The 24,258-nt window shown below is 45.0% G+C and carries 17 protein-coding genes; 13 read left to right on the forward strand and 4 right to left on the reverse strand.

Annotated elements, in window-relative coordinates; all coding sequences use genetic code 11:
• Nucleotides 1-229 precede the first annotated feature (229 nt).
• Nucleotides 230-1,081, reverse strand: coding sequence for a MurR/RpiR family transcriptional regulator (locus GVO62_RS02700; protein ID WP_105929740.1), 852 nt, complete (start codon nt 1,079-1,081; stop codon nt 230-232).
• Nucleotides 1,082-1,365: 284 nt separating this feature from the next.
• On the opposite strand from GVO62_RS02700, the gene zwf reads away from it, so the two are divergent.
• From zwf to GVO62_RS02725, 5 genes are read left to right on the forward strand one after another with little or no spacing between them, the layout of a single operon-like run.
• On the forward strand, nt 1,366-2,859 hold the full coding sequence (gene zwf / locus GVO62_RS02705; protein WP_159117631.1) for a glucose-6-phosphate dehydrogenase: 1,494 nt from the start codon (nt 1,366-1,368) through the stop codon (nt 2,857-2,859).
• A gap of 1 nt (nt 2,860) precedes the next feature.
• A complete protein-coding gene (gene pgl / locus GVO62_RS02710) occupies nt 2,861-3,553 on the forward strand; it encodes a 6-phosphogluconolactonase (RefSeq protein ID WP_159117632.1) in 693 nt (230 codons plus the stop codon).
• A gap of 9 nt (nt 3,554-3,562) precedes the next feature.
• A complete protein-coding gene (gene edd / locus GVO62_RS02715) occupies nt 3,563-5,389 on the forward strand; it encodes a phosphogluconate dehydratase (RefSeq protein WP_105929737.1) in 1,827 nt (608 codons plus the stop codon).
• The gene (locus tag GVO62_RS02720) at nt 5,389-6,342 is read left to right on the forward strand and encodes a glucokinase (protein ID WP_159117633.1); all 954 of its coding nucleotides are present in this window, start codon (nt 5,389-5,391) and stop codon (nt 6,340-6,342) included. Before edd ends, GVO62_RS02720 begins: the two co-directional genes overlap by 1 nt.
• 3 nt (nt 6,343-6,345) lie before the next feature.
• A complete protein-coding gene (locus GVO62_RS02725; protein WP_105929735.1) occupies nt 6,346-6,990 on the forward strand; it encodes a bifunctional 4-hydroxy-2-oxoglutarate aldolase/2-dehydro-3-deoxy-phosphogluconate aldolase in 645 nt (214 codons plus the stop codon).
• A gap of 130 nt (nt 6,991-7,120) precedes the next feature.
• Here GVO62_RS02725 and GVO62_RS02730 read toward each other — a convergent pair whose 3' ends face one another.
• Entirely contained in the window at nt 7,121-7,972 is an 852-nt protein-coding gene (locus GVO62_RS02730) for a D-hexose-6-phosphate mutarotase (RefSeq protein ID WP_159117634.1), read from the reverse strand.
• A 186-nt stretch (nt 7,973-8,158) separates the two neighbouring features.
• Nucleotides 8,159-9,154, reverse strand: a complete 996-nt coding sequence (gap, locus tag GVO62_RS02735; protein WP_159117635.1) for a type I glyceraldehyde-3-phosphate dehydrogenase — start codon at nt 9,152-9,154, stop codon at nt 8,159-8,161.
• A 236-nt stretch (nt 9,155-9,390) separates the two neighbouring features.
• On the opposite strand from gap, the gene malQ reads away from it, so the two are divergent.
• The 5 genes from malQ (at nt 9,391) to msrB (ending at nt 18,443) form a co-directional block, all read left to right on the forward strand.
• A complete protein-coding gene (gene malQ, locus GVO62_RS02740) occupies nt 9,391-11,589 on the forward strand; it encodes a 4-alpha-glucanotransferase (RefSeq protein ID WP_159117636.1) in 2,199 nt (732 codons plus the stop codon).
• A gap of 176 nt (nt 11,590-11,765) precedes the next feature.
• Nucleotides 11,766-13,949: a 1,4-alpha-glucan branching protein GlgB gene (gene glgB, locus GVO62_RS02745; protein ID WP_159117637.1), complete on the forward strand. Its 2,184-nt coding sequence runs from the start codon at nt 11,766-11,768 to the stop codon at nt 13,947-13,949.
• A 31-nt stretch (nt 13,950-13,980) separates the two neighbouring features.
• On the forward strand, nt 13,981-16,068 hold the full coding sequence (glgX, locus tag GVO62_RS02750; protein WP_159117638.1) for a glycogen debranching protein GlgX: 2,088 nt from the start codon (nt 13,981-13,983) through the stop codon (nt 16,066-16,068).
• Nucleotides 16,069-16,347: 279 nt separating this feature from the next.
• Nucleotides 16,348-17,901, forward strand: a complete 1,554-nt coding sequence (gene gndA, locus GVO62_RS02755) for an NADP-dependent phosphogluconate dehydrogenase (protein ID WP_159117639.1) — start codon at nt 16,348-16,350, stop codon at nt 17,899-17,901.
• Between the two features lie 113 nt (nt 17,902-18,014).
• On the forward strand, nt 18,015-18,443 hold the full coding sequence (gene msrB, locus GVO62_RS02760) for a peptide-methionine (R)-S-oxide reductase MsrB (RefSeq protein ID WP_159117640.1): 429 nt from the start codon (nt 18,015-18,017) through the stop codon (nt 18,441-18,443).
• A 160-nt stretch (nt 18,444-18,603) separates the two neighbouring features.
• Here the strand turns inward: msrB and GVO62_RS02765 are convergent, their stop codons facing one another.
• Nucleotides 18,604-19,488 carry a DUF2989 domain-containing protein gene (locus tag GVO62_RS02765; protein ID WP_159117641.1) on the reverse strand — a complete coding sequence of 295 codons (885 nt, stop codon included), beginning with the start codon at nt 19,486-19,488 and terminating at the stop codon, nt 18,604-18,606.
• Nucleotides 19,489-19,680: 192 nt separating this feature from the next.
• Here GVO62_RS02765 and GVO62_RS02770 point away from each other — a divergent pair, with 192 nt between their 5' ends.
• The 3 genes from GVO62_RS02770 to GVO62_RS02780 all read left to right on the forward strand — a co-directional run bounded on the left by GVO62_RS02770 (nt 19,681) and on the right by GVO62_RS02780 (nt 24,203).
• The gene (locus GVO62_RS02770) at nt 19,681-21,126 is read left to right on the forward strand and encodes a glyceraldehyde-3-phosphate dehydrogenase (RefSeq protein ID WP_105929726.1); all 1,446 of its coding nucleotides are present in this window, start codon (nt 19,681-19,683) and stop codon (nt 21,124-21,126) included.
• A gap of 175 nt (nt 21,127-21,301) precedes the next feature.
• A complete protein-coding gene (locus tag GVO62_RS02775) occupies nt 21,302-22,441 on the forward strand; it encodes a M14 family metallopeptidase (RefSeq protein ID WP_159117642.1) in 1,140 nt (379 codons plus the stop codon).
• Nucleotides 22,442-22,544: 103 nt separating this feature from the next.
• Entirely contained in the window at nt 22,545-24,203 is a 1,659-nt protein-coding gene (locus GVO62_RS02780; protein WP_159117643.1) for an alanine/glycine:cation symporter family protein, read from the forward strand.
• Nucleotides 24,204-24,258 lie beyond the last annotated feature (55 nt).

Below are 24,258 nucleotides of genomic sequence, written 5' to 3' on the forward strand. Positions count from 1 at the left end.
CCGTCGCTGTTTCTAAGTTAGAAAAGACAAAGATGATTGGCAGCACATATGAACAGTGTGCCTGTAATCGCTTTACGTAATTTTATTACAGAATAATAGTTTAATTTGACAATAATGTGAATGAATTAAAGAAAAACGCCTTACTGGCTCGACCAGTTAGGCGTTTTTACAAAAGCTAAGGGTCATTTATTATACGACCATAATTCGGGCAATGATCAACGATAGGGGACTAATCACCGCGCTTTTCGTAACGAGAGCCGCGTAGCGTATCCTTGACGCGCTTTAGATTCTCTCTAAATTTATTGCCTCGGCGCAAAGTAAAGCCTGTAGCTAGAACGTCTATAAGCGTCAGCTGTGCGATGCGAGACGCCATCGGCATATACATGTCTGTGTCTTCAGGCACTTCTAATGATAAAACATAGCTACACTCTTGAGCGAGTGGACTGTCAGCTGAAGTGATGCCCACAACAGTGGCGTCGTTCATTCGAGCAATCTGTGCAATTTCTACAAGACTTTTTGTGCGACCGGTGTGACTTATTAATACTACCACGTCACCTGCCGAACAATTCATGCAACTCATGCGCTGCATTAAAATGTCTTCGAAATACACAACAGGTACATTGAAGCGGAAAAATTTGTTAAGTGCATCGTGCGCAACAGATGCTGATGCGCCCAAGCCAAAAAACGAGATCTTCTGCGCTTGTGTCAGCAAATCAACCACGCGATTCACTACATTTACATCAACGGACTGGCGAGCCACTTCAAGTGAAGCCATGGTCGATTCGAATATTTTATTGGTATATTCGTCCGGACTGTCGTTTTCGTCAACATGACGGTTTACATAGGGCGTGCCGTTGGCCAAGCTCTGTGCTAAGTGAAGTTTAAAGTCAGGAAAACCTTTAGTATCAAGTCTACGACAGAACCGATTAACGGTAGGCTCACTAACGTCAGACATTTTAGCAAGGGTTGCTATACTTGAATGTATCGCCGTTTGAGGGTTAGCGAGAATGACTTCTGCAACCTTTTTCTCAGATTTACTGAATGCCGCTTGATTTTGTGTGATTTTTTCTAAAATGTTCATACAGATATAGCAAATACTTAGCACTGTTTATTATAAGGTACATCGCTAATAGTACCTATTGTGACGTCGGTGACAAGAAAAATGTAATTTTTTGACAATATTTGTTGTTTCAACTGGGGTAAATGAGGGTAAACTGAGGGAAACGGTAAATATTTAGATCCTATAGTTGGTTCAAGTTGTAATTTTACTACATTTGGTGTTAACTATACGGTAAAAATAGTCGTTAGTGTTGTAAATAACTGTACAATACGCTGCGGACACATACATTTAAAAGGTCGACGAATATGGTATTGGATAATTCCTACGAACCCTGTGATTTTGTACTTTTTGGTACGCTGGGAGATCTTTCACGACGCAAGTTGCTGCCTTCTTTATATCAGCTTGAGAAAGCAAATCTGATGCATCCAGACACTACTATTGTTGGTGTTGCGCGTCAGGAAATGGAGCTTGAAGCTTACATTGAAGAAGTTCACACGAACCTTGTTAAGTTCGGTGAAAAGAACTTGTGTGAAGAAACTTGGGAACGCATGAAAGCGCGTTTACATTACGCCTGCGTCGACATGAAAGATGTTGATAGCTATTGTGTTCTTGATGACCATGTCGATCCTAGCCGCACAATGGTATGCTATTTAGCAACACCGCCAGCTATCTACGGCGACATTTGCCGCGGCTTACACAGCTGCAAAATTATCGATTCAAGCGTTCGTGTGGTGCTTGAAAAACCAATCGGTCACGATTTGGAATCCTCCAAGGTTATCAATGAGCAAGTTGCCGAATACTTCGACGAAAAACAAATCTATCGTATTGACCACTATTTAGGTAAAGAAACGGTTCTTAACCTGGTATCACTTCGTTTCGCAAACTCAATTTTCGCGACAAACTGGGATCACAACTGTATTGACCACGTTCAAATTTCAGTTGCTGAATCAGTAGGTATTGAAGGTCGCTGGGGTTATTTTGATGATGCTGGTCAAATGCGTGACATGGTTCAAAACCATTTATTACAAATTTTGAGTCTAGTGGCCATGGAGCCGCCAACAACGCTAGATGCTGACAGCATTCGCGACGAAAAACTGAAAGTGCTAAAAGCGCTTCGTCCAATTAACTCATTTAATATCAATGAAAGCACGGTACGTGGCCAATATACCTCGGGCTTTGTAAAGGGCGAAGAAGTACCTGGATACCTTGAAGAAGAAGGTGCCAATACGCAGAGCAAAACTGAAACCTTTATTGCTATCAAAGCGGAAATTGACAACTGGCGTTGGGCCGGCGTGCCGTTCTACCTGCGTACAGGTAAGCGCATGCCAACTAAGGTGAGTGAAGTTGTTATTTACTTCAAGCGCCAGCCGCACAACTTATTCGGCGATAGCTTTAAGAATCTTCCGCCTAACAAGCTAGTTATTCGTCTACAGCCCGATGAAGGCGTAGAAATAACTGTAATGAATAAAGTTCCAGGCCTTACCAGCTCAGGTTCTATGGATCTTCAAAAATCTAAGCTTAACTTGAGCTTCTCTGAAGCGTTTGCTGACGAGCGCATTCCTGACGCCTACGAAAAATTACTCCTTGAAGTGATGCTTGGCAATCAGGCGCTATTCGTACGCCGTGATGAAATTGAACAAGCTTGGACATGGGTAGACTCAATACTTGAGGCGTGGAAGCAATCAAGTGAGCCGCCAGAGCCATATCAAGCAGGTACATGGGGACCAGTAGACTCTATTGGTCTTCTTGCTCGCGAAAACCGCAGCTGGTATGAAAGCAAAACAGGGAAGAAGAAATAGTATGGCATTAACAACTCTATCATTCGAAACGCCTGACGCGCTTACTAATGCCTTTGCGCAAGATTTAGTAAGTATTCTCAAAACAGGGATCAAAACACGAGGTCGTGCCTCGCTTATCGTTAGTGGCGGTCGTACGCCGCTAGCGCTGTTTAAACAGCTAAGCGAAACCGATTTAGAGTGGGATAAAGTTGACATTACCCTTGCCGATGAGCGTTGGGTAGAAGAGGGCCACGAGGCCAGCAACACCAGTTTAGTAAAAAATAATTTAATTCAAAATAAAGCCGCAGCAGCTCGTTTTATCGAATTGAAAAGTGACGCTGATGATGCAAACGAAGGCGTGAATGCAGCTGAATCAAATTTAGCCAGCATGCCTCAGCCCTTTGACGCATTAATTCTTGGAATGGGAGAAGACGGACATACTGCTTCGCTTTTCCCTTGTTCTGAGCAGGTCCTTGACGGCTTAGATATGAGCAGCGGCAGAACATGCATTGCTGTTCAACCTACAACAGCACCTCATCAACGTATTTCACTAACGCTACCAGCGTTACTAAATAGCCGTAATATCTTTTTGCACTTAACGGGTGAAAAGAAAAAGCAAGTATTGCTAGATGCTATTGAAAATGCCACCGAAGCGCAAAAGCCCATCACCGCTGTAGTTAACCGTGCGCCGGTTACTTTGATGTGGGCGCCATAGGAGACAAACATGAATCCAAAAATTGCTGAAGTTACGCAACGAATTATCGAGCGTAGTAAAGAAACGCGTAAAGCGTATTTAGAAAAAATTGAAGCAGCCCGTCGTCAAGGTCCACACCGAGGTGTGTTGTCATGCGGCAACTTGGCTCACGGCTTTGCTGCATGTGGTACAAGCGAAAAAGCTGACCTTCGTTCAATGACTAAAGCCAACGTAGCTATCGTGTCTGCATACAACGATATGCTTTCCGCACATCAGCCGTATGAGACGTACCCAGCGATCATTCGTGAAGCCGTCAAAGAAGTTGGCAGTGTTGCGCAGTTCGCAGGTGGTGTTCCTGCAATGTGTGACGGCGTTACCCAAGGCCAGTCTGGTATGGACTTAAGCTTAATGAGCCGTGACAACATTGCTCAGGGTGCAGCTATCGCACTTTCACATAACATGTTCGATAGTACGTTGATGCTTGGTATCTGCGACAAAATCGTACCTGGACTATTGATGGGTGCATTAACTTTTGGTCACTTGCCAACCGTTTTTGTTCCTGCTGGTCCAATGCCGTCGGGTCTGCCAAACAAAGAAAAAGCACGGGTTCGCCAAGAATTTGCTGAAGGCAAAGTGGGTCGCGACGCACTACTTGAAGCTGAATCTCAGTCATATCACTCAGCAGGTACTTGTACTTTTTACGGTACAGCAAACTCTAACCAGCTAGTGGTTGAAATGATGGGCTTACATTTACCGGGCTCTTCTTTTGTTAATCCGGGTACACCGTTACGTGACGCGCTTACGAAAGCAGCAGCGGTTCAAGCAACGCGCTTAACTGACCTTGGTGACAACTACACGCCAATTGGTCACATTGTAGATGCTAAGGCCATTGTGAACGGTCTTGTGGGTCTGCTTGCAACAGGTGGTTCTACTAACCATACCATGCACCTAATTGCCGTCGCGCGTTCTGCAGGCTACATCGTAAATTGGGATGACTTCTCAGATATCTCTAATGCAGTGCCGCTGTTAACTCGCATCTATCCAAACGGTTCAGCTGACATCAATCACTTCGTTGCCGCTGGTGGTATGTCTTTACTTATCAAGCAATTGCTTGATGCGGGCCTACTGCACAACGATGTGAAAACAATTGTTGGTGAAGGCTTAGATTTATACACCAAAGAGCCTGTTTTGAAAGATGGTGAGTTAGAATGGCGAGATGGCCCTACTGAGTCACTCGATAAAGAAGTACTTGCTACAGTAGAAAACCCGTTTAAACCAGACGGTGGATTGAGTGTGCTTGACGGCAACCTAGGCCGTGGCGTAATCAAGACTTCTGCGCTTCGCACTCCGCACTGCAACATCAAAGCACCGGCCGTTGTTTTTGAAGACCAATTCGAGTTAGATGATGCGTTCAAATCTGGCAAGCTAGACAAAGATTGCATTGTTGTTGTTCGCTTCCAGGGCCCATCAGCGATTGGTATGCCAGAGCTTCACCGCTTAACGCCACCGCTTGGTGTGCTTCAAGACCGCGGCTTCAAAGTAGCCCTTGTAACTGACGGTCGTATGTCGGGTGCATCAGGTAAGGTACCTGCTGCTATCCATGTGACTCCGGAAGCGTACAAAGGTGGCTTGCTTGCTAAAGTGCAAGAGGGCGACATCATTGAGCTTAACACCGAAACCGGTGCGCTTACCTTGCATGTTGATGATGAAACGTTGGCCGCTCGTGAGGCTGCGCCAGCAAACCTAGCTAAGCATCACATAGGCATGGGACGTGAGATGTTCGCAGGTATGCGTGCAATACTTACTGGCGCAGAAGAAGGAGCGTGTTCTCTGTTTTATACGCAGGAGCAAGCATAATGAGCCAGAAGTTTGTGGCTGATGTTGGCGGCACAAATATTCGCGTTGCTAGGGTAACCGAGTCTGGTGTAGCCGACATTAAAAAGTACATGTGCAATGACTTTGCCAGTATAGATTTGGCCATAGGCCAATACTTTTCTGATATGGCGCAACACACCTTTACGCAAGGCTGTATTGCCATTGCATGCCCTGTGCTTGGCGATCAAGTCGAAATGACAAATCACAGTTGGGCGTTTTCACAAAATGCACTTCGCAGTCAGCTTAAGCTAGATGCGTTGTTTGTTATTAACGACTTTACGGCGGTAGCGCACTCTTTACCCGTGTTGGGTAAAGAGCAGGTGGTACAAATTGGCGAAGGTACCGCGAAAGAAAATGGCAATATTGCTGTTTTTGGTCCGGGGACGGGTCTTGGTGTTGAACACATCACAATGACGTCTTCTGGCTGGCAGACTCTTGATGGTGAAGGCGGTCACGTTGATTTTGCCCCTGTTGATGAAACTGACGTTGTAGTGTGGCGTCATCTGCAAAACACTTTGGGCAGAGCGTCTGCTGAAGAAGTAATGTCGGGTCGCGGACTGCATAATATCTATACAGCACTTGCTACTGACGCAAACGCCCCAGTGACTTTTACAGAGCCAGCGCAAATCACAGAAGCAGCCCTTAACGGTACGTGTAAGATTGCAGAAGCAACGCTTACGCAATTTTGTCGCATTATGGGGAGTTTCGCCGGTAATTTAGCGCTTAACATGGCCACGACTGGCGGCATCTTCATTGGCGGTGGTATTGCCAACCGTTTCCCTGAATTTATTCAAAACAGTGATTTTAGAGCTCGTTTTGAGGCAAAAGGGCAGATGAAGCACTACGTGAAAGACATTCCCACCTATTTAATTGCAGAGCCTGACCATGGTCTATTGGGTGCGGCTGCATATCTGAATCAAAATACAGCGAGCTAAATTATGACAACCAAATGGAAAACCTCTCCAGAGGAAATTTTTGCAGCCGGTCCAGTGGTACCTGTACTGGTTATCAACGACGTGGAAAAAGCCGTTCCTCTGGCAAAAGCGCTAATGGAAGGCGGGATCAAGGTATTAGAAGTGACCTTGCGTACGCCAGCGGCAATTGACGTGATTAAGCGTATTGCAGAGGAAGTACCTGATTCACTTATCGGAGCTGGCACGGTAACCAATGCGCAGCAGCTTAAAGCGGTAATTGAAGCTGGGGCTAAGTTTGCCATCAGTCCAGGTATGACTGCTGACCTACTTAAAGCAGGTATGGATGCAGATATCCCGCTTATTCCTGGTATTTCTTCTACGTCTGACCTTATGAAAGGCAAGGATGCAGGCTACACCCACATGAAGTTCTTCCCTGCAGAAGCGTCAGGCGGTGTTAAAGCTATCAAGTCTATTAGTGGTCCTTTCCCTGATGTGACGTTCTGCCCAACAGGCGGTATTGGTCCAAACAACTACAACGACTACCTAGCACTTAACAACGTTAAATGCGTAGGTGGTTCATGGCTTGCCCCTGATGACGCAATTGAGTCAGGTGATTGGGCGCGTATTACCCAGCTTGCTAAAGAAGCTGTTGCAGGCGCGAAGCAGTAAAAGCAAAACGCTTTTAAATTAAAAAAACCTGCCATTGTGCAGGTTTTTTTATATTTATGCGGACTGATATTAAACGGTGCTGATAAATAAGCATTTTGAGGCGCTAGATATCAACACATTGCTAAATGTACTATCTAGGAATGATAGTTTGCTTGAGTGCATGGCTTTCACCAGGGGCTAACGTTTGACCTTGTGTTAAAGATGTCTCTACGCATAGCATATGTTTATAGCCGAAGGGATCCATATCTGAAATAGAGGCCGCACCCTGCCACGGGTTCCATATTACAAGCGAATCATTACCTTCAGAAACAACTTCGGTAAATGCACTGCCGTCCACTTCGATTTCAGCGGTTTTAACCGGGGCAACATGTATTCGGTCTGTTTCACCAGTAATCGTATATGGCGCAGGTGTAGATTTTAAGGCCCAATCATCTAGCTTATCTTTGTATTGCCCTTCAATACCGTTTATCTGCGTATGTTGGATGTGATCTACTTGAAAGTAAGTGTGTAATGCGCAATTGAACTCGAATGGTACTACACCCGTATTTTCTGTAACGAGCGAGACTTCTAGCGCTTCACCGACGGCAATTTTCATAATAACGCTGCAGTCGTTTTCGAACCCTTCTGCACGGGTAAAGCTTGGAGAAAGGGTTATCGTTGTTCTCTTGTCTGTATCTTCTGAATTAACCAGCTTCCACACTTGTGTTCTTAAAAAACCATGAGAGGGGAGTGCACCCTTCTCGCGGCCGTGATCGTCGCTAAACCAAGGCCAGCATACTGGAATACCGCCACGAATAGGACGTTCGCCATTTAAATAGGCGTGAGGGCTTACCCAGAGTCGCTCTCGTTCGTCGACTTTTGGAATATAAGAAAGGATATGGCCGCCAAATAGGCTTATACGTGCTGAAGCGAACGAATTACTCACATCTAGAAAGGTGAGTCCATTAGACTCGCTAACGGTAACTGAATTAACAGGCGGCATAAGCCCTCCTTGGACAAATAAGAGAACAAAAAAGATAAGCGACGGGAAAACATGTATCGCTAGAACATCGTGCTAATAGAAAGCGTCACTTTCAAAAACAAAAAAGGTGCAAACGCATTGTTTACACCTTTAGATTAACTCAACTTATACAAAATTAGTTTAACTATTTTTGCAAAATTTGGTTTTTTACTTTGATATGTGAGCCACAAGGTCAAGAACCTTGTTTGAGTAGCCCCATTCGTTATCGTACCAAGATACTAATTTAACGAATGTATCAGTTAATGCGATACCTGCCGTAGCGTCAAAAACAGATGTGCGAGCGTCGCCAACGAAATCATTAGAAACAACAGCATCTTCGGTGTAGCCCATGATACCTTTCAAGTCGCCTTCAGAGGCTTCTTTCATGGCTGCGCAGATGTCAGCGTAGCTTGCAGGCTTTGCCAAGTTAACAGTAAGATCTACAACTGAAACGTTTGGTGTAGGTACACGGAAAGCCATGCCCGTAAGTTTGCCGTTTAGTTCTGGAATTACTTTACCTACAGCTTTCGCTGCCCCCGTTGACGATGGAATGATGTTTTGGCCAGCACCACGACCCCCGCGCCAATCTTTCATAGATGGGCCATCTACAGTTTTCTGTGTAGCCGTCGTCGCGTGAACGGTTGTCATTAGACCATCAACAATGCCAAACTTGTCATTAAGTACTTTAGCAAGTGGCGCTAAACAGTTAGTAGTACACGACGCGTTCGATACGATGGTTTCGCCCGCGTAGCTGTCTTGGTTCACACCCATAACGAACATAGGCGTATCATCTTTTGAAGGCGCAGACATAACAACCTTTTTAGCACCTGCTTCGATGTGTTTAGCCGCCGTTTCTTTTGTCAGGAATAGACCGGTAGATTCAACAACAACGTCAACGTCTACTTCATTCCACTTAAGTGCAGCTGGATCTCTTTCTGAAGTGATACGAATAGTTTTACCGTTTACTACTAGGTTGTTGTTATCAACCGTAACTTCACCGTCGAATAAACCGTGAGTCGAGTCGTACTTCAGAAGATAAGCAATGTAATCTGTGTCTAGCAAGTCGTTAATAGCTACAACTTCGATGTCATTGCGCTCTGCTGCTGCACGCATTACTAGGCGACCAATACGGCCAAAACCATTGATACCGATGCGAATTGTCATAACGTACCCCGATTGTTTAAATAAAATGAAAATAAATTACGTAAAGTATGGATCAAAATGCCATAATTAGCAAAATAAAAAGCAAATGTGTTGCAAAATTACGAATTAATACTTTTGCAATCGTATTCAGATATCGTCGAGCTCATGTTTCTAGAATAATGTTAAAAAATTGTATGTGACGCTTACGCTTTTTCTCAGATACTGCGTCTTTCACCGAATAACAGGAATGACAAACCATGACACAACAACTTCTGCAACAACTGGTTGAAATGCGGGGCATCGAAACCCAATATGTCGACGCATGGGGAAAACCTGCAACCATCGCAGAATCAAGCAAAGCCAAGTTGCTTAACACACTTGGTTATGACACTAGTAGTGACGAAAAAATTCAGTCACAAATAACGCAAGACGTTAAATCGGTATGGTTGTCGCCGCTTAACCCTGTTCAGGTTGTTCGCAATACCGAAGAAATTATCGTTGCCGTTCGTCTTCCTATCGAATTGGTCAACGACGAACATACCCTTACCATCACTTGCGAAAACGGTGAGGTTAAAGCGCACACATTTATCCCTGTTGATCAAGAAATGACGACTATGGCTCACATCGACGATGTCGAGTTTCATGAGTACGTTGTAACAGTTCCTTTGGATTTACCATTGGGTTATCACGATGTGGTATTAAGTGCTGATAACGATGAATTTGCGCGATCCCGTATTATCGTTGCGCCAGAAGCGTGCTACACGCCAAGTGAAATCAAAGAAGGCAAGAAAATTTGGGGCTTAAGCGTTCAACTTTATTGCGTGCGTAGTGAAAAGAACTGGGGTATTGGTGACTTTTCTGACCTTTCATTACTCATAGAAAAAGCAGCAGGTGTTGGTGCGGATTTTATTGGCCTCAATCCAATTCATGCTCTATATCCCGCTAATCCAAATGCGTGCTCGCCATATGGGCCAAGTTCTCGTCGTTGGTTGAATTATTTATATATTGATGTAACTACCATTGAAGGTTACGACGATGCCTCCGTACAGAGCCTAGTAAATAGTGATGATTTTAAAGCGACCCTTGAACATGCTCGCAATGTCGAACACGTGGATTATGAAGCAGTCGCACATTTGAAATTAGCTGCACTTAAAGCCGTTTTTGAGGTGTATAACGCAAAATATCTATGTAAAAACACCAAACAAAATAAAGCGTTTAAAGCGTTTGTGGAAGCTGGCGGTGAAAGCTTAGATATGTTGGCGGTATACGATGCGCTGCAGTCGCACCTAAAGGCTGATGGTAAAGAGAGCTGGGGCTGGCCAGTATTTCCTCAGGAATTTAAAGATTATCACAACCCAGCCGTGGCTAAATTTAAGCGCGCGAACGAGCAAGAAGTGAAGTTCTATCTGTTTCTGCAGTGGATTGCGGCACAGCAGCTTGAACTAGCAAGCAGCAAAGCAACCGACGCAGGCATGATCATTGGTCTTTATCGCGATTTAGCCGTCGGCGTTAGTGAGGGCAGTGCCGAAATTTGGGGTAACAAAGACCTCTACTGCACGAACGCGAGCGTGGGGGCGCCACCCGATATTTTAGGTCCATTAGGTCAAAATTGGGGTTTACCACCTATGGATCCGCGTAAACTTTACGAACAGGGCTACCAGCCAATCATCGACTTATTTGCTTCGAACATGGCGTCTTCGGGCTCACTGCGTATTGACCACGTGATGGCGCTACTGCGTTTGTGGTGGGTTGTTAAAGGCGATAACGCAAAAGATGGCGGCTACGTGTATTACCCTGTAGATGACCTGTTAGGCATACTTGCACTAGAAAGTCACCGCAACGAGAGCCTGGTCATTGGCGAAGATTTAGGTACGGTGCCAGAGGAAATTCGCAGTAAGCTTGCAGATAACGGCGTGTATTCTTATCGTGTGTTTTTCTTTGAACAAGCTGAAGACGGTGGTTTCTTCTCACCAAGCCATTATCCTGTTCAGTCTATGTCCACGTTAACTACTCACGATATGCCAACGCTAATTGGTTACTGGCACTGTTTAGACCTTGAGCTAGGCAAAGATATCGGTCTTTATCCAACGGATGAAATTCTGCAGACCTTGTATGAAGACCGCCATGAAAATAAGCAGGAAATTCTAAATACCCTGCACGGCCATGGTTCAATTGATGACAATGTGGGTCACGATGTTAATTTCACAGGTATGAACCGAGAACTTAACAACGGGATGCAAGTTCATATGGCAGGAGGGTCTAGCGCACTCTTAAGTCTTCAGTTAGAAGACTGGTTAGAAATGGATAAGCCGGTGAATATCCCGGGTACGTTTAATGAATATCCTAACTGGCGCAGAAAACTCACCGAGAATATTGAATCGATGTTCGAAAGACATGATATTAATGATTTAGCGTCTAAACTTACTCAAGCACGAAAGCAAGCGAGCCAAGGGTAGGGCGTGTGTCCCTAATCATCATTATCAAAGAAACGGTAATTGATGGTTGCCTAGGTTACTTAATCGAGTAAGATAAAGTGCCATCACGGTGCTTTCGACAGGGCTTGAACGCAATAAGGCGCACTCAAGCCCTCAATTCAACCCGCTGAAATGCGGGTTTTTAATAGGAGTAGCGAATGCAATTAGCGCAGCAGTTTGAACAGGTATTATGTTCTCAGCCCTTTTCCCAACTAGGTATAATAACAAGTAGTAATGAGTCGAAACTTCGAGTGTGGCGCCCTAATGCTCAAGGAATCACCATTCAATGGGAAAATTCTGCGCTTGAAGATTTAACGCTCTCATCAAAAGATGGATTGTTTGAGGCGTCGCTACCAAAAGGTTATGACGGTGAAGTTTATCGGGTTATCACTCGAGGCTCCCAAGATAAAAAAGGTAATATTGACCCCTATCAGTTCACTGAACAGGCCTATCATGCAGTCCATTATATTGATAGCGCACCGGAAAATTTATACACGCAAGCTGGCGCACAGCTTATATCCCTCACTACAGGCAGTGGAAACGAAATTAGCGGTGTAAGATTTTGTGTTTTTGCGCCTAACGCCAGCACCGTTTCCCTTATCGGAGATTTCAATCAGTGGGATGGCCGTATGCACCCCATGGAAAAGACGTCAATGGGTTATTGGGTGCTTTTTGTACCAGAACTGACTGAGGGCGAACGTTACAAGTATCATATCAAAGACGCCCACGGGCACGACTTACCACATAAAGCTGACCCGCTGGGCTTCAGTGCCGAACAGTATCCATCGCACGCTTCAAAAATCTTCAACCACGATACCTATGAGTGGAACGACCAAGTTTGGATGGAACAGCGCGGTAAAAATAAGTACCAAAGCCCCATGAGTATTTATGAGGTACATTTAGGCTCGTGGAAGCGCCCGGACGATGCGTCTGGTGCTCGCTACCTGACTTATCGCGAGCTTGCTGATGATTTGATTGCTTATGTTAGTGACATGGGCTATACCCACGTCGAACTTCTCCCCATTTCTGAGTTTCCGTTTGATGGCTCATGGGGGTATCAGCCCGTAGGAATGTTTGCACCCACCAGTCGTTTCGGTAACCCGGATGATTTTAAATATTTTGTTGATAAATGCCACCAAGCTGGAATTGGCGTGATTATCGATTGGGTCCCCGCTCATTTTCCTGAAGATGGACATGGTTTAGCCCGATTCGATGGTTCTTGCGTTTATGAATACGAGGACCCACGCAAAGGCTGGCACCCAGACTGGAACTCATGCATTTATGATTTCGGTAAAGATACTGTTCGCCAGTTCCTAGTGGCAAATGCGCTATTTTGGTTAGATAAATTCCACGTGGACGGACTGCGTGTTGATGCCGTAGCTTCAATGCTGTATCTCGATTACTCGCGCAATGACGGCGAGTGGATCCCGAACGTGAACGGTGGTAATGAAAACTATGAAGCCATCAGTTTGCTTAAGTGGATGAACGAGGAAGTATATAAACACTATCCAGACGCCATGACGATTGCCGAAGAATCGACGTCGTTTCCCAAGGTTTCTCGCCCCGTATTCGATGGCGGCCTAGGTTTCGGTTTTAAGTGGAATATGGGTTGGATGCACGATTCATTACATTATATTGCTAAAGACCCCGCATATCGCAATTATCACCATGGCGATATCACGTTCAGTATGGTGTATGCGTTTGATGAAAACTTTGTACTGCCTATTTCACACGATGAAGTTGTGCACGGAAAGGGTAGTATGCTGCATAAGATGCCGGGGGATGAATGGCAGCAGGCAGCAAATTTACGCTGTTACGCCGGTTTTATGTATGGGCACCCTGGTAAGAAGCTAAATTTCATGGGGAACGAGCTCGCGCAGGCCCGTGAATGGAATCATGACAGTAGTCTTGACTGGCATCTTCTAGATTTCGACAAGCATAAGGGTGTTCAAACCCTTTACAAGGCGCTTAATCATCTTTATACGTCGACGCCTGCGTTGTATGAACAAGATCATAACCCCGCCGGTTTCGCTTGGTTAGACCACGGTAATGCCGACCAGAGCGTTGTGTCATTTGTACGAACATCTAAAGATGCAAAACAAAAGGTCTATGTTGTATCTAACTTTACTCCTGTACCGCGTAAGCATTTCAGGATAGGTGTTGATGAAGCGTGTTCGTTATCATTGGCTTTGAATACGGATGCCGGCGAATTCTGGGGAAGCAATTATGAAGTGGTTTCTAAAGTAGATACACAAAACACTCCGTGGAATGATCGACCCTATTCTGTGGAGGTAACGTTACCGCCCCTGTCTACTGTGTTTTATATTACCAACTTAGACTAAACCGTTAAGCTAATAGTACATTGAGAACGTTGTGAACGAGATACAAACAACCGCGCTAATTGAAATAAATGCAATAGGCCAGCCGTATCCATTAGGCGCATCAATTACAAAAGAAGGATGTAATTTCGCGGTATATGCACCAGACGCGAAAGCGGTAATATTGTGTTTTTTCAATAGCGATACAGAAGAGGCGATAAGCGAGCATCCGTTGCCGGAAAAAACAGGCGAGGTTTGGCATGGTCACTTCAGCGGCGTTAGTGCAGGGCAGTACTATGGATATCGGGTTGAACGGGGTGAGGGCGGTTTGCACTCAGTGCCCACTGACAAATTACTTATCGATCCTTACGCAAAGAAATTAAGCCGTGCGATAAAGTGGGATGCGCGACGTTACAAGCATGACTCTCAGTTTATGGTCCCAAAGTGTATTGTTATAGACGATAGCTCTTACGCTGTTAGCCATGCAAGTTCCCCTGTTATTCCAAAACACAAGCGTGTTGTTTATGAAGCCCACGTTAAAGGGCTCACTAAGCTTCACCCTGATGTACCGAAAGAGCATAGAGGCAAATTTATAGGGGCGGCGCATCCAAGCGTAATTAACCATTTAAAGGCGCTGGGTATCACTACGGTACAGTTTATGCCTTTGTGCTCATTCATGCCCGAACCGTTTATTACAGATAAAGGACTGACGAATTATTGGGGTTATAACCCCGTTAATTTTTTCGCGCCAGAGCCTCGCTACGGTGTGGCAGACGCCTTGGCCGAGCTTAAAGCAATGGTCGATGCGTACCACAGTGCTGGCCTTGAGGTAATTGTCGATGTGGTATTTAATCATACGGCAGAAGCAGGAGAGGGGGGCCCGATATTATCGTATAAAGGATTTTGCCCCTATCAAGCGTATTTATTGGAACAAACAAAAACCGGTGAGCTCGTCTATTCGAATCATTCAGGCTGTGGTAACACCGTAAACACCGCTCAACCATTTATGATGGGCCTTATTTTAGATGCGATGCGTCACTGGGTCTCGGTTATTGGTGTTGATGGTTTTCGGTTTGACTTAGCTGTTTGTTTGGGAAGAGAACCGCAGCAGTATAATAAAAAGTCCGGTTTGCTGCGGGCAATCAGCGCCGATCCTTTTCTAAGGGATAAAGTATTACTTGCCGAACCCTGGGACATTGGACCTGGCGGTTATCAGGTTGGCAACTTCCCGTCGCCTTGGCTTGAGGTTAACGATAAGTATAGAGACACGGTGCGAGCATTTTGGCGCGGTGACGATGGCGTAACAGCTGATTTCGCAACGCGACTTATGGGCTCCAGAGATATATTTCACAAAGGGCGTCGACATATCAGTACATCGGTGAATAACGTAACCTATCACGATGGATTTACCCTTCATGATATGGTGACTTACGCCGAGCGTCATAATCTTGATAATTTGGAAGATAACAGAGATGGTCACGGTCACAACCTATCGGCTAATTATGGTGTAGAGGGCGAAACCAACGATGAATCGATTATCACCATGCGAGAGCGCCAGAAACGAAACCTCTTTGCAACCTTGATTTTTTCACAAGGTACGCCCCATATTCTTGGTGGCGATGAGTTAAGCCGTACCCAAAATGGAAACAACAACGCTTACTGCCAGGATAATCCTATAAGCTGGCTGAACTGGGAGATGAATAAACGCAAGCAGGACTTTCTGAGTTTTTGTCAATACGTTATTCGCCTGCGTCAATCGTCTTCCTTATTAAGTGAGTTAAAGCTTCATGATGATGCTTTTACTTTGTCGCGAAATGTAAAAGAAATAAACTGGTACAAACCCGATGGTTCAGACAAAGCGTCTGAAGACTGGAATGCGCACCACAACAAGTCCTTTGGCGTTGAAATTAAGGGGTGTGCGTTAGGTGAACAAAAGCCAGAACATTGGTTTTTATGCGTTAACGCCAGTGAAAATGACGTGCGCTTCCATCTACCGTCTGTACTTCCAAAAGGGGGATGGACTATGCACCTAGATACCAGATACAGTTCGCTGGAAGAACAACCGTCAATATGCATCCAAAAGGTGTTTTTGCAAGCCAGTAAATCACTCACGCTGTTTAGCTTTGCCCAGTTTACTGGGTAGAGCGCCATTGATTTTCGGTTAGTGTGCGTTAAGAATAATATCTCCCTATACTATAATGCGTTGAAGCGACTAAGACTTTACCTTTGTTGGGATTTCATACAGCATAGGATTGTAAGCTGAAGCTCAGGGTTAAAATCTCCGACCAATTAGCCTTTAATGCCTGTTTATATTTACTGGTGGTGGTATTTACACCAGTGCAGACGAAATTACGATGTTTGACTGTTCATTATTGTTTCAGGTGGTATCATGCGCAGCCATCTGAAATGTGAGGGTGTTCCTATGCAAAAGAAAGGTGGTAATTCGCACGAAGACAAGTCGTGTGATATTGGTTTTATCGGTTTAGGGGTAATGGGTAGTAACCTGACCATGAACCTTGTGGACCATGGTTATCGCGTCGCGTGCTTCGACTTAGACCAAAACAAAGTTGAGTCTATTTTAGCTAAAGACGACAGCGAACGCGCCGAAAATACTGAGCCTCGTGTTGAAGGCTGTAGTTCATACACCGAGCTTTTGAGCAAATTAAAAGCCCCTCATTTAATTATCATCTCTGTGCCTGCGGGCGACCCAGTTGACCATGTTTGTAATCATCTGATTGATGCGGGTATTCATGCTGACGATATCGTTGTAGATACAGGTAACAGCTTGTGGACTGACTCTGTAGCCCGCGAAGAGCAGTATAAAGGGAAATTTATTTTCTTCTCTACTGCAGTGTCTGGCGGTGAAGTCGGTGCGCGCTTTGGTCCGTCTTTAATGCCTTCAGGCAACCCATATGCATGGACACGTATCGAGCCTGTGCTCAAAGCTATTGCTGCGAAGGTAGATCCTGAAACCGGTAAGCCACTAGAAAGTCATACGCCGGGTCAGCCAGTGTTAGAAGGCGAACCATGCGCGACTTATATAGGTCCCGTTGGAGCGGGTCACTACGTGAAAATGGTGCACAACGGCATAGAGTACGCCGACATGCAGCTAATTTGCGAAACCTATCATGTAATGCGCGAGGCGCTTCATATGGCGCCCGCTGAAATAGCAGAAGTATTTCGCAAGTGGAACCAAGGCAAGCTTAATAGCTATTTGATGGAAATCAGTGCCGAAGTGCTAGAGCAAATGGATCCAGAAACCAATCAGCCGCTTGTTGATGTTATTTTAGACAGGGCAGGCCAGAAAGGAACGGGTCTGTGGACCGCGGTAAGCGCATTACAGGTAGGTAGCCCGGCGCAAACTATTACATCAGCAGTATTCGCACGCAGTATATCTAGCCTGAAAGATGAGCGAGTGGCAGCGAGTAAAGTACTCACAGGTCCAGATGCGCGAACGTTTAGCGATGAAGAAAAAATGTCTATCGTTAACAAGCTAGAGCAAGCGCTCTACTGCTCGAAAATCTGTGCTTATGCTCAAGGTTTCCAGCTGATGGCTATGGCGGGTAAAGAACACGGTTGGACGTTAGAGTTTGGAGAAATCGCAAAAATTTGGCGTGCAGGCTGTATTATTCGCGCAGTATTTTTACAGTCGATTTCTAAGGCTTACGAAAACAACGAAGATCTTGCGAACTTGTTGATGGACCCGTTCTTTTCCGAACAAATTACCCAATTCCAAGCTGATTGGCGAGAATCTATCGCCCAAGCAACCCTTGCAGGGGTTCCTTGTCCTGCAATGATGTCAGCATTGAGTTATTACGATTCTTATCGCACAGCGGTATTACCTGCTAACCTGTTGCAAGGCCAGCGCGATTATTTCGGCGCGCACACTTATCAGCGTGTTGATAAACCAGCGGGTAAGAAGTACCACATCGAGTGGAGTGATCCAGCAAGGCCGCAAACTGCTATCAAAAGATAGCTGATAACATTCAACGCTATCGCTCTATGAGCCCTGTCATTAATGAGCGAGCGTTTTTAAGAAAAAGGTGTATTTGTTGTCAAATACGCCTTTTTTGTTTTAGGAGGTAAGCGATGTCGACAGATAATAATGAAGGTGTATCCAAAACAGAAAAAGATTGGAAAACAGATTTAAGTGAACAGGAATACTATGTGTGTCGTGAAGCGGGGACTGAGCGGCCCTTCACAGGGGTTCTTTTAGATGAACAGCGAGAAGGCTTGTATTTATGTAAGTGCTGTGAAGCTCCCTTATTTCCTTCAGATACCAAATTCGATGCCGGTTGTGGTTGGCCATCTTTTTATAAGCAGCTCGATGATGGCAATGTGGATTACAGAGAAGATTTAACTCACGGTATGCGAAGGGTTGAGATTTTTTGTAAGCAGTGTGGTTCCCACTTGGGGCACGTTTTTCCTGATGGACCTGCGCCAACGGGGCAGCGCTATTGTGTAAACTCACTGTCTATGACATTTAAGGGCGAAGACAACGTTAAAGTAAAAGGCTGATATTGCAGTCTCACAACGTCGCTAAAGAAGATTAAGGTAAACATCTGATTAAAAATTAACCTTGTGTTTGGCCTTCAATTTTAAAATTTAAAAAAACCGCCCATAAATGGCGGTTTTTTTAATTATTTACCGATAAAATTGTGTAACTAAGTTTCAAAAATCAGAGCTTATCTAGCTTAAGCGCATTCGCATCGAAGGTTGCGCTTTTAAGGCTGCTAACGACTTCATCGATGATAGCGTCCAATATTTCAGTAGGAAGTGCATGTTGTTGCCCCAATTGAACTCGCTGAGTTTCATCGAGTCTCTCATCGAAGGCTTCAGCGACGCCGTACCAGACATAAGCACGACGATAATTGTCTATGTCCATGCCTATAGAAGCGAGTGAATAAAAAACACTTACATCAATATCATCACTGTCGGTGTATAAGCTTAATGCGCGATAAAGGGTTTCTGTGGTGCGCTTTAAATCGGTTTTTATCTGAACTGAGGCAAGAGATACCAGTAAAGCGGGATCGGTAACCCGATTGCTTGCCGCGTAGCGCTCAAAGCGATGAAAAGCATCTTTATCGTTGAAACGAGTCCAGTGATAGTAGGAGAGGTAGGGGTCTAATGAATCTTTAGTCTCTCTGCTAAGCCGTTTAATTTCACGTTGAGCAGTGATCACGCCCTTAAGTCGGGTGGCTTCTTTTCCTTTGCGCTTTATGTGCTCAATGTGTTGCACTTCTTCTACACACGTTAAGTATTCTTCGAAATTCAAAAGAAGTGGGTATTTATATGCGTCATCTTTCGAGTCTTGGTTGTAGTAGCGAAGGCGAATAATTTCGGCTCGCTCGGCGCGACAGCGTGCGTCTAAACTTAAGTCGAGACAAATTTCGCTGTGAGACTCGCAAATTTCACTGATGGTAGGTTCGAAGAGATCGCCACAGCCGCCGAGGGCGAATAGTGAGACTAGCCCTAATGTCGAAGCCCGTATTTTTGTTGGAAACTTACTAAACAAATTCTTCGTTGTATGAGTTTTCATGGTGGTTTTGAAACTTATCAACAATTTGGTCTTCCTTGCTTGTTTATTTAAGATACTGCTCGTCACCGTCAGACGAAAACTCACCTAGTGTACCCTAAAAATAATAAAAAGCTGACGCGTAATTAAGAATTGTTGAACGTCTACGCCCTCTATTTTATGGCTGCAAATAGACATCAACGACAACACCGTTAATTTAATTTCGATGAAGGCAGAAGCATGAATCAACAGTTTGAGCAGGAATTACAAAGCAGCTGGCAAGAGCGTCAGGAATACGCAGAAATGATGTTGCCCCTCATTGGTAAGCTTTACCGTAATAAGGCAGTTGAAATTTCAGTTTACGGACGTTCATTATTAAATGCCAGTGCGATAGACGTTATCAAAGCGCATCGCAAAGTGCGACTGCACGAAGGTATCAAATTACGCCTTCGAGAAAGTTTCCCTATTTTAGAAGCGCTAAGCAATATGAAGCTGGCGCCTGCCCAAATCGATATCGGCAAACTAGCCTTCGATTTTCACTTCGGTTCTGCGGTTGATAACAGCGACCTTACGGCCTACCTCAACGAAAAACTAAACGACGTTGCCAACAAAGAGGACGATCAGAAGCCTCAAGACGTTGTACTTTATGGTTTTGGTCGTATTGGTCGCTTACTTGCACGCTTACTTATTGAGCGTCAGGGGAAAAATAACAAATTGCGTCTACGAGCCATTGTGGTCCGAGGTGGACGAGACGGCGACTTAGAAAAGCGAGCAAGCTTGTTGCGCCGCGATTCAGTTCATGGTCCTTTCAACGGGAGCATTACGGTAGATCACGAGCGAAACGCACTAAAAGCGAATGGCTCGTACATCCAAGTGATATATGCCAACAGCCCTGATGAGGTGGATTACACCCAATATGGTATAGATAACGCCATCATCGTTGATAACACGGGCATTTGGCGTGATCGCGATGGTCTTGGTCTTCACCTAAAGGCGAAAGGCGCAGCTAAAGCCATTCTTACTGCACCTGGTAAAGGTGACATTAAAAACATCGTACACGGTGTGAACGACGAAGAAGTAACACCAGAAGATACTATTGTTTCTGCTGCTAGCTGTACGACCAATGCCATTACACCGGTGCTTAAAGCGCTAGATGAAGAATATGGCATTGAAAATGGTCATGTTGAAACGGTTCACTCGTATACTAACGACCAAAACCTGATCGATAACTACCACAAAGGCGACCGTCGCGGACGAAGTGCACCACTTAACATGGTAATTACCGAAACTGGTGCGGCGAAAGCGGTTGCCAAGGCATATCCGAAACTAGCGGGTAAACTTACTGGTAACGCTATCCGTGTACCTACGCCGAATGTGTCTTTAGCTATTTTGAACTTGAATCTTAAAACGTCAGTAGATCGCATTGCAGTAAACGAATTTCTTCGTGATACCGCACTGTTCTCAAAGCTTCAGCATCAAATTGACTACACAGCAAGTAAAGAGATTGTATCTACAGACTTAGTTGGCTCTCGCGCTGCGTCAGTAGTAGATTCTCAGGCAACCATTGCCGCGGACAACCGCTTAACGCTTTATGTATGGTACGACAACGAGTTTGGTTACAGCTGTCAGGTATTGCGCGTAGTTCGTGACATGGCAGGGCTAAGCTTCCCTACATTGCCGCTTTAATAATCTTCTATAAAGCTGAGCTTTAAACTGTATAAAAAACCGACCCAAGTGGTCGGTTTTTTGATGGTGTAAACATTTTGTATACTTTCGACAGTATAAAAGCCGCTGAGTGCGTGGAATTTGTGTTTATGTCTATGCTAAATTAGCGCTCAAATAACGAGGAAAACGACAGTCTATGCATATTTCCAGTCAATTCGACAGCGGTAACATCGAAGTAGTTAGCGCACAATCACCAGACGATATTCGTCTTACCATTCCCAACGATAATCAATCTGAATTTGCTCAGTGGTTTCATTTTCGTTTAGTGGGCGAAACCTTTGTAACGCACACCATGACAATCGGTAACTTGGCAAAGTCGGCATATCCAGAAGGTTGGAAAGGATATAACGTTCTAGCGTCTTACGATCGTCACACGTGGTTTCGCATTCCTAGCGAATTTGACGGTGACAACCTTACGTTTTCACTTACGTTAGAACAGCCTAGCGTTTACTTTGCGTATTTCATTCCGTACAGCTATGAACGCCATCTCGATCTTGTGCACGATGCGCAAATGTCATTGTTGTGTGAGCACAAATTCTTAGGCCTTACTCTAGATGGCCGTGATATGTCTTTGCTGGTAATCGGTGAAGAAACGCCAGAGAAGAAAAAGGTATGGATAACAGCCCGCCAACACCCTGGCGAAACGATGGCCGAGTGGTGTGCAGAAGGCATTATATATCGTTTACTTGACGAGCAAGATGGTTTGGCGCGACAGTTGCTTGATAACGCCGTGTTCTACATTGTGCCAAACATGAACCCAGACGGCAGTGCACGAGGCCATCTGCGTACCAACGCTGTAGGCACCAACCTCAATCGCGAATGGGCAACGCCCTCGCAAGAAAAAAGCCCAGAAGTACTTTACGTACTTAACGCGATGAGTGAAATTGGTGTGGACATGTATCTTGATTTGCACGGTGATGAGGCATTACCGTACAACTTTGTGGCAGGAAGTGAAGGTAACCCGAGCTACAATGACACCATAAAGATGCTTGAACATACGTTTAAAGCTGCGCTTTTAAACGCAACGCCAGAGTTTCAGGATGAATTCGGTTACGACAAAGACGAGCCAGGTAAGGCTAATTTAACCGTAGCGTCAAATGCGGTGGGTGAGAAGTTCAAATGTATGGCATACACAGTGGAAATGCCATTTAAAGATAACGCTAATGTGCCGGACGACATTTATGGATGGTCGGTACAGCGCAGCCGTCAATTAGGTGAAGATTTGCTTATTGGCGTGAATGCGGTTGTTAAAAAGCTAAAAGCATCAGAAAAATAAAAATAGGAAGCGAAAGCTTCCGCAAGAAAGGCCTCGACAAAAAGAGGCCTTTTAATTATTAAAATAAAACAACAATTAAACATAATAAAAAAGGGGAATAACGTTGGAAGGGTTATATGGTTTTCTAACTATGCTCGATGGATTCTTAGGGGGCGCGTTTTGGTTTCCTTATGTGCTGTTAGGTGTAGGTCTTTTCTTCACGGTTTATCTTAAGTTTCCGCAAATTCGTTTTTTTAAACACGCTTGGCAGGTTGTTACCGGCAAGTTTGACAAAGAAAGCGACCCTGGCGATACCACCCACTTTCGCGCGCTAACTACCGCACTGTCTGGCACGGTAGGTACAGGTAATATCTCAGGTGTGGCGTTTGCTATTTTCTTAGGTGGTCCAGCGGCATTATTCTGGATGTGGGTTACCGCTTTTTTGGGTATGACGACAAAGTTTGTTGAGGTAACCCTGTCGCATAAGTACCGTGTTAAAACCGAAGACGGCACAATGGCTGGTGGCCCAATGTATTACATGGACCGTCGTTTAAACATGAAATGGCTAGCTGTGGCCTTTGCTATCGCCACGGTAATAAGTTCATTTGGTACCGGCAACCTTCCTCAAAGTAACGGTATTGCACAAAGTATTGAAGCCACTTTTGGTTTTGAGCCTTGGTTAGTAGGAAGTGTATTGGGTATTCTTCTCGCCTTGGTTATTCTTGGTGGTATTCAGCGAATAGCGGCTTTCACCGCGCGCGTTGTTCCCGTAATGGCAGTTATCTACCTTATTGGTGCGCTTGCGGTTATTTTCGCGAACCTTGAAAATATTGGCCCTTCGTTTGCCGCTGTAATTGGTGATGCGTTTACCGGCTCAGCCGCTGCAGGTGGTTTCTTGGGGGCGTCGTTAGCTTACGCGTTTAACCGTGGTGTTAACCGTGGCCTGTTCTCGAACGAAGCCGGGCAGGGGTCTGCACCTATTGCTCACGCAGCTGCAAAAACGAAAGAGCCCGCATCAGAAGGTATGGTTTCTCTGCTGGAACCTTTCATCGACACCATTTTAATCTGTACCGTTACGGGTTTGGTTATTCTCTCTTCAGGTGTGTGGAAAGAAAAGCACGAAAACGTGTTCGATCGTTCCGATATGTATTTCGTGGCGGGAAAATACGACGATACCAACCAAGCTGATGTCGATAAATTATATGGCTACCTAAACGAGATTGAAGGTAACGTTGTTGAACCTTATACAGGGTCGATTACAGTTGTTAACGGCACTGCGGTAAGCGATGGCTTTACGCTTCTTAACGCTCGTTCAATTGCGGAAGACGTGAAGTATTCTGTCGGTAGTGAAGACTTGTTTACCGGTACCCTCAAAATTGTGGACGGTAAGCCAGTTAAAGAGAATTTAGAAATCAGCGGAAAGTCACTGGTTCACTCTGCAGCGCTAACGACGATTGCATTTACACGAGGCTTTTTTGGCGACTTCGGTCAATATATCGTGTCAATTGGCCTTATGCTGTTTGCGTTCTCAACTGCTATTGCCTGGTCTTACTACGGTGACCGCGCCATGACTTACCTTTTGGGGCCGCGTTCTGTTATGCCGTATCGCGTAATTTACGTTGCCGGTTTTGTTTGGGCTGCGTTCTCCGACACCACATTAGTTTGGGCACTGTCTGCCGTGGCTATCGTGGTAATGACCTTGCCTAACCTGTTTGGGATCATGCTGCTTTGTAAAGAGATGAAGGAGACCGTAAACGACTATTGGTCTCGCCACAAAAAGTAGAAACCACGGATTTATAAGGCGTCTTAAAAGACGCTGTTGTCTAACGTTTATACAG

Origin of the sequence: Alteromonas sp. KUL150 (assembly GCF_009811475.1) — a bacterium.
In the GTDB taxonomy this organism is placed as follows: Bacteria; Pseudomonadota; Gammaproteobacteria; order Enterobacterales; family Alteromonadaceae; genus Alteromonas; species Alteromonas gracilis.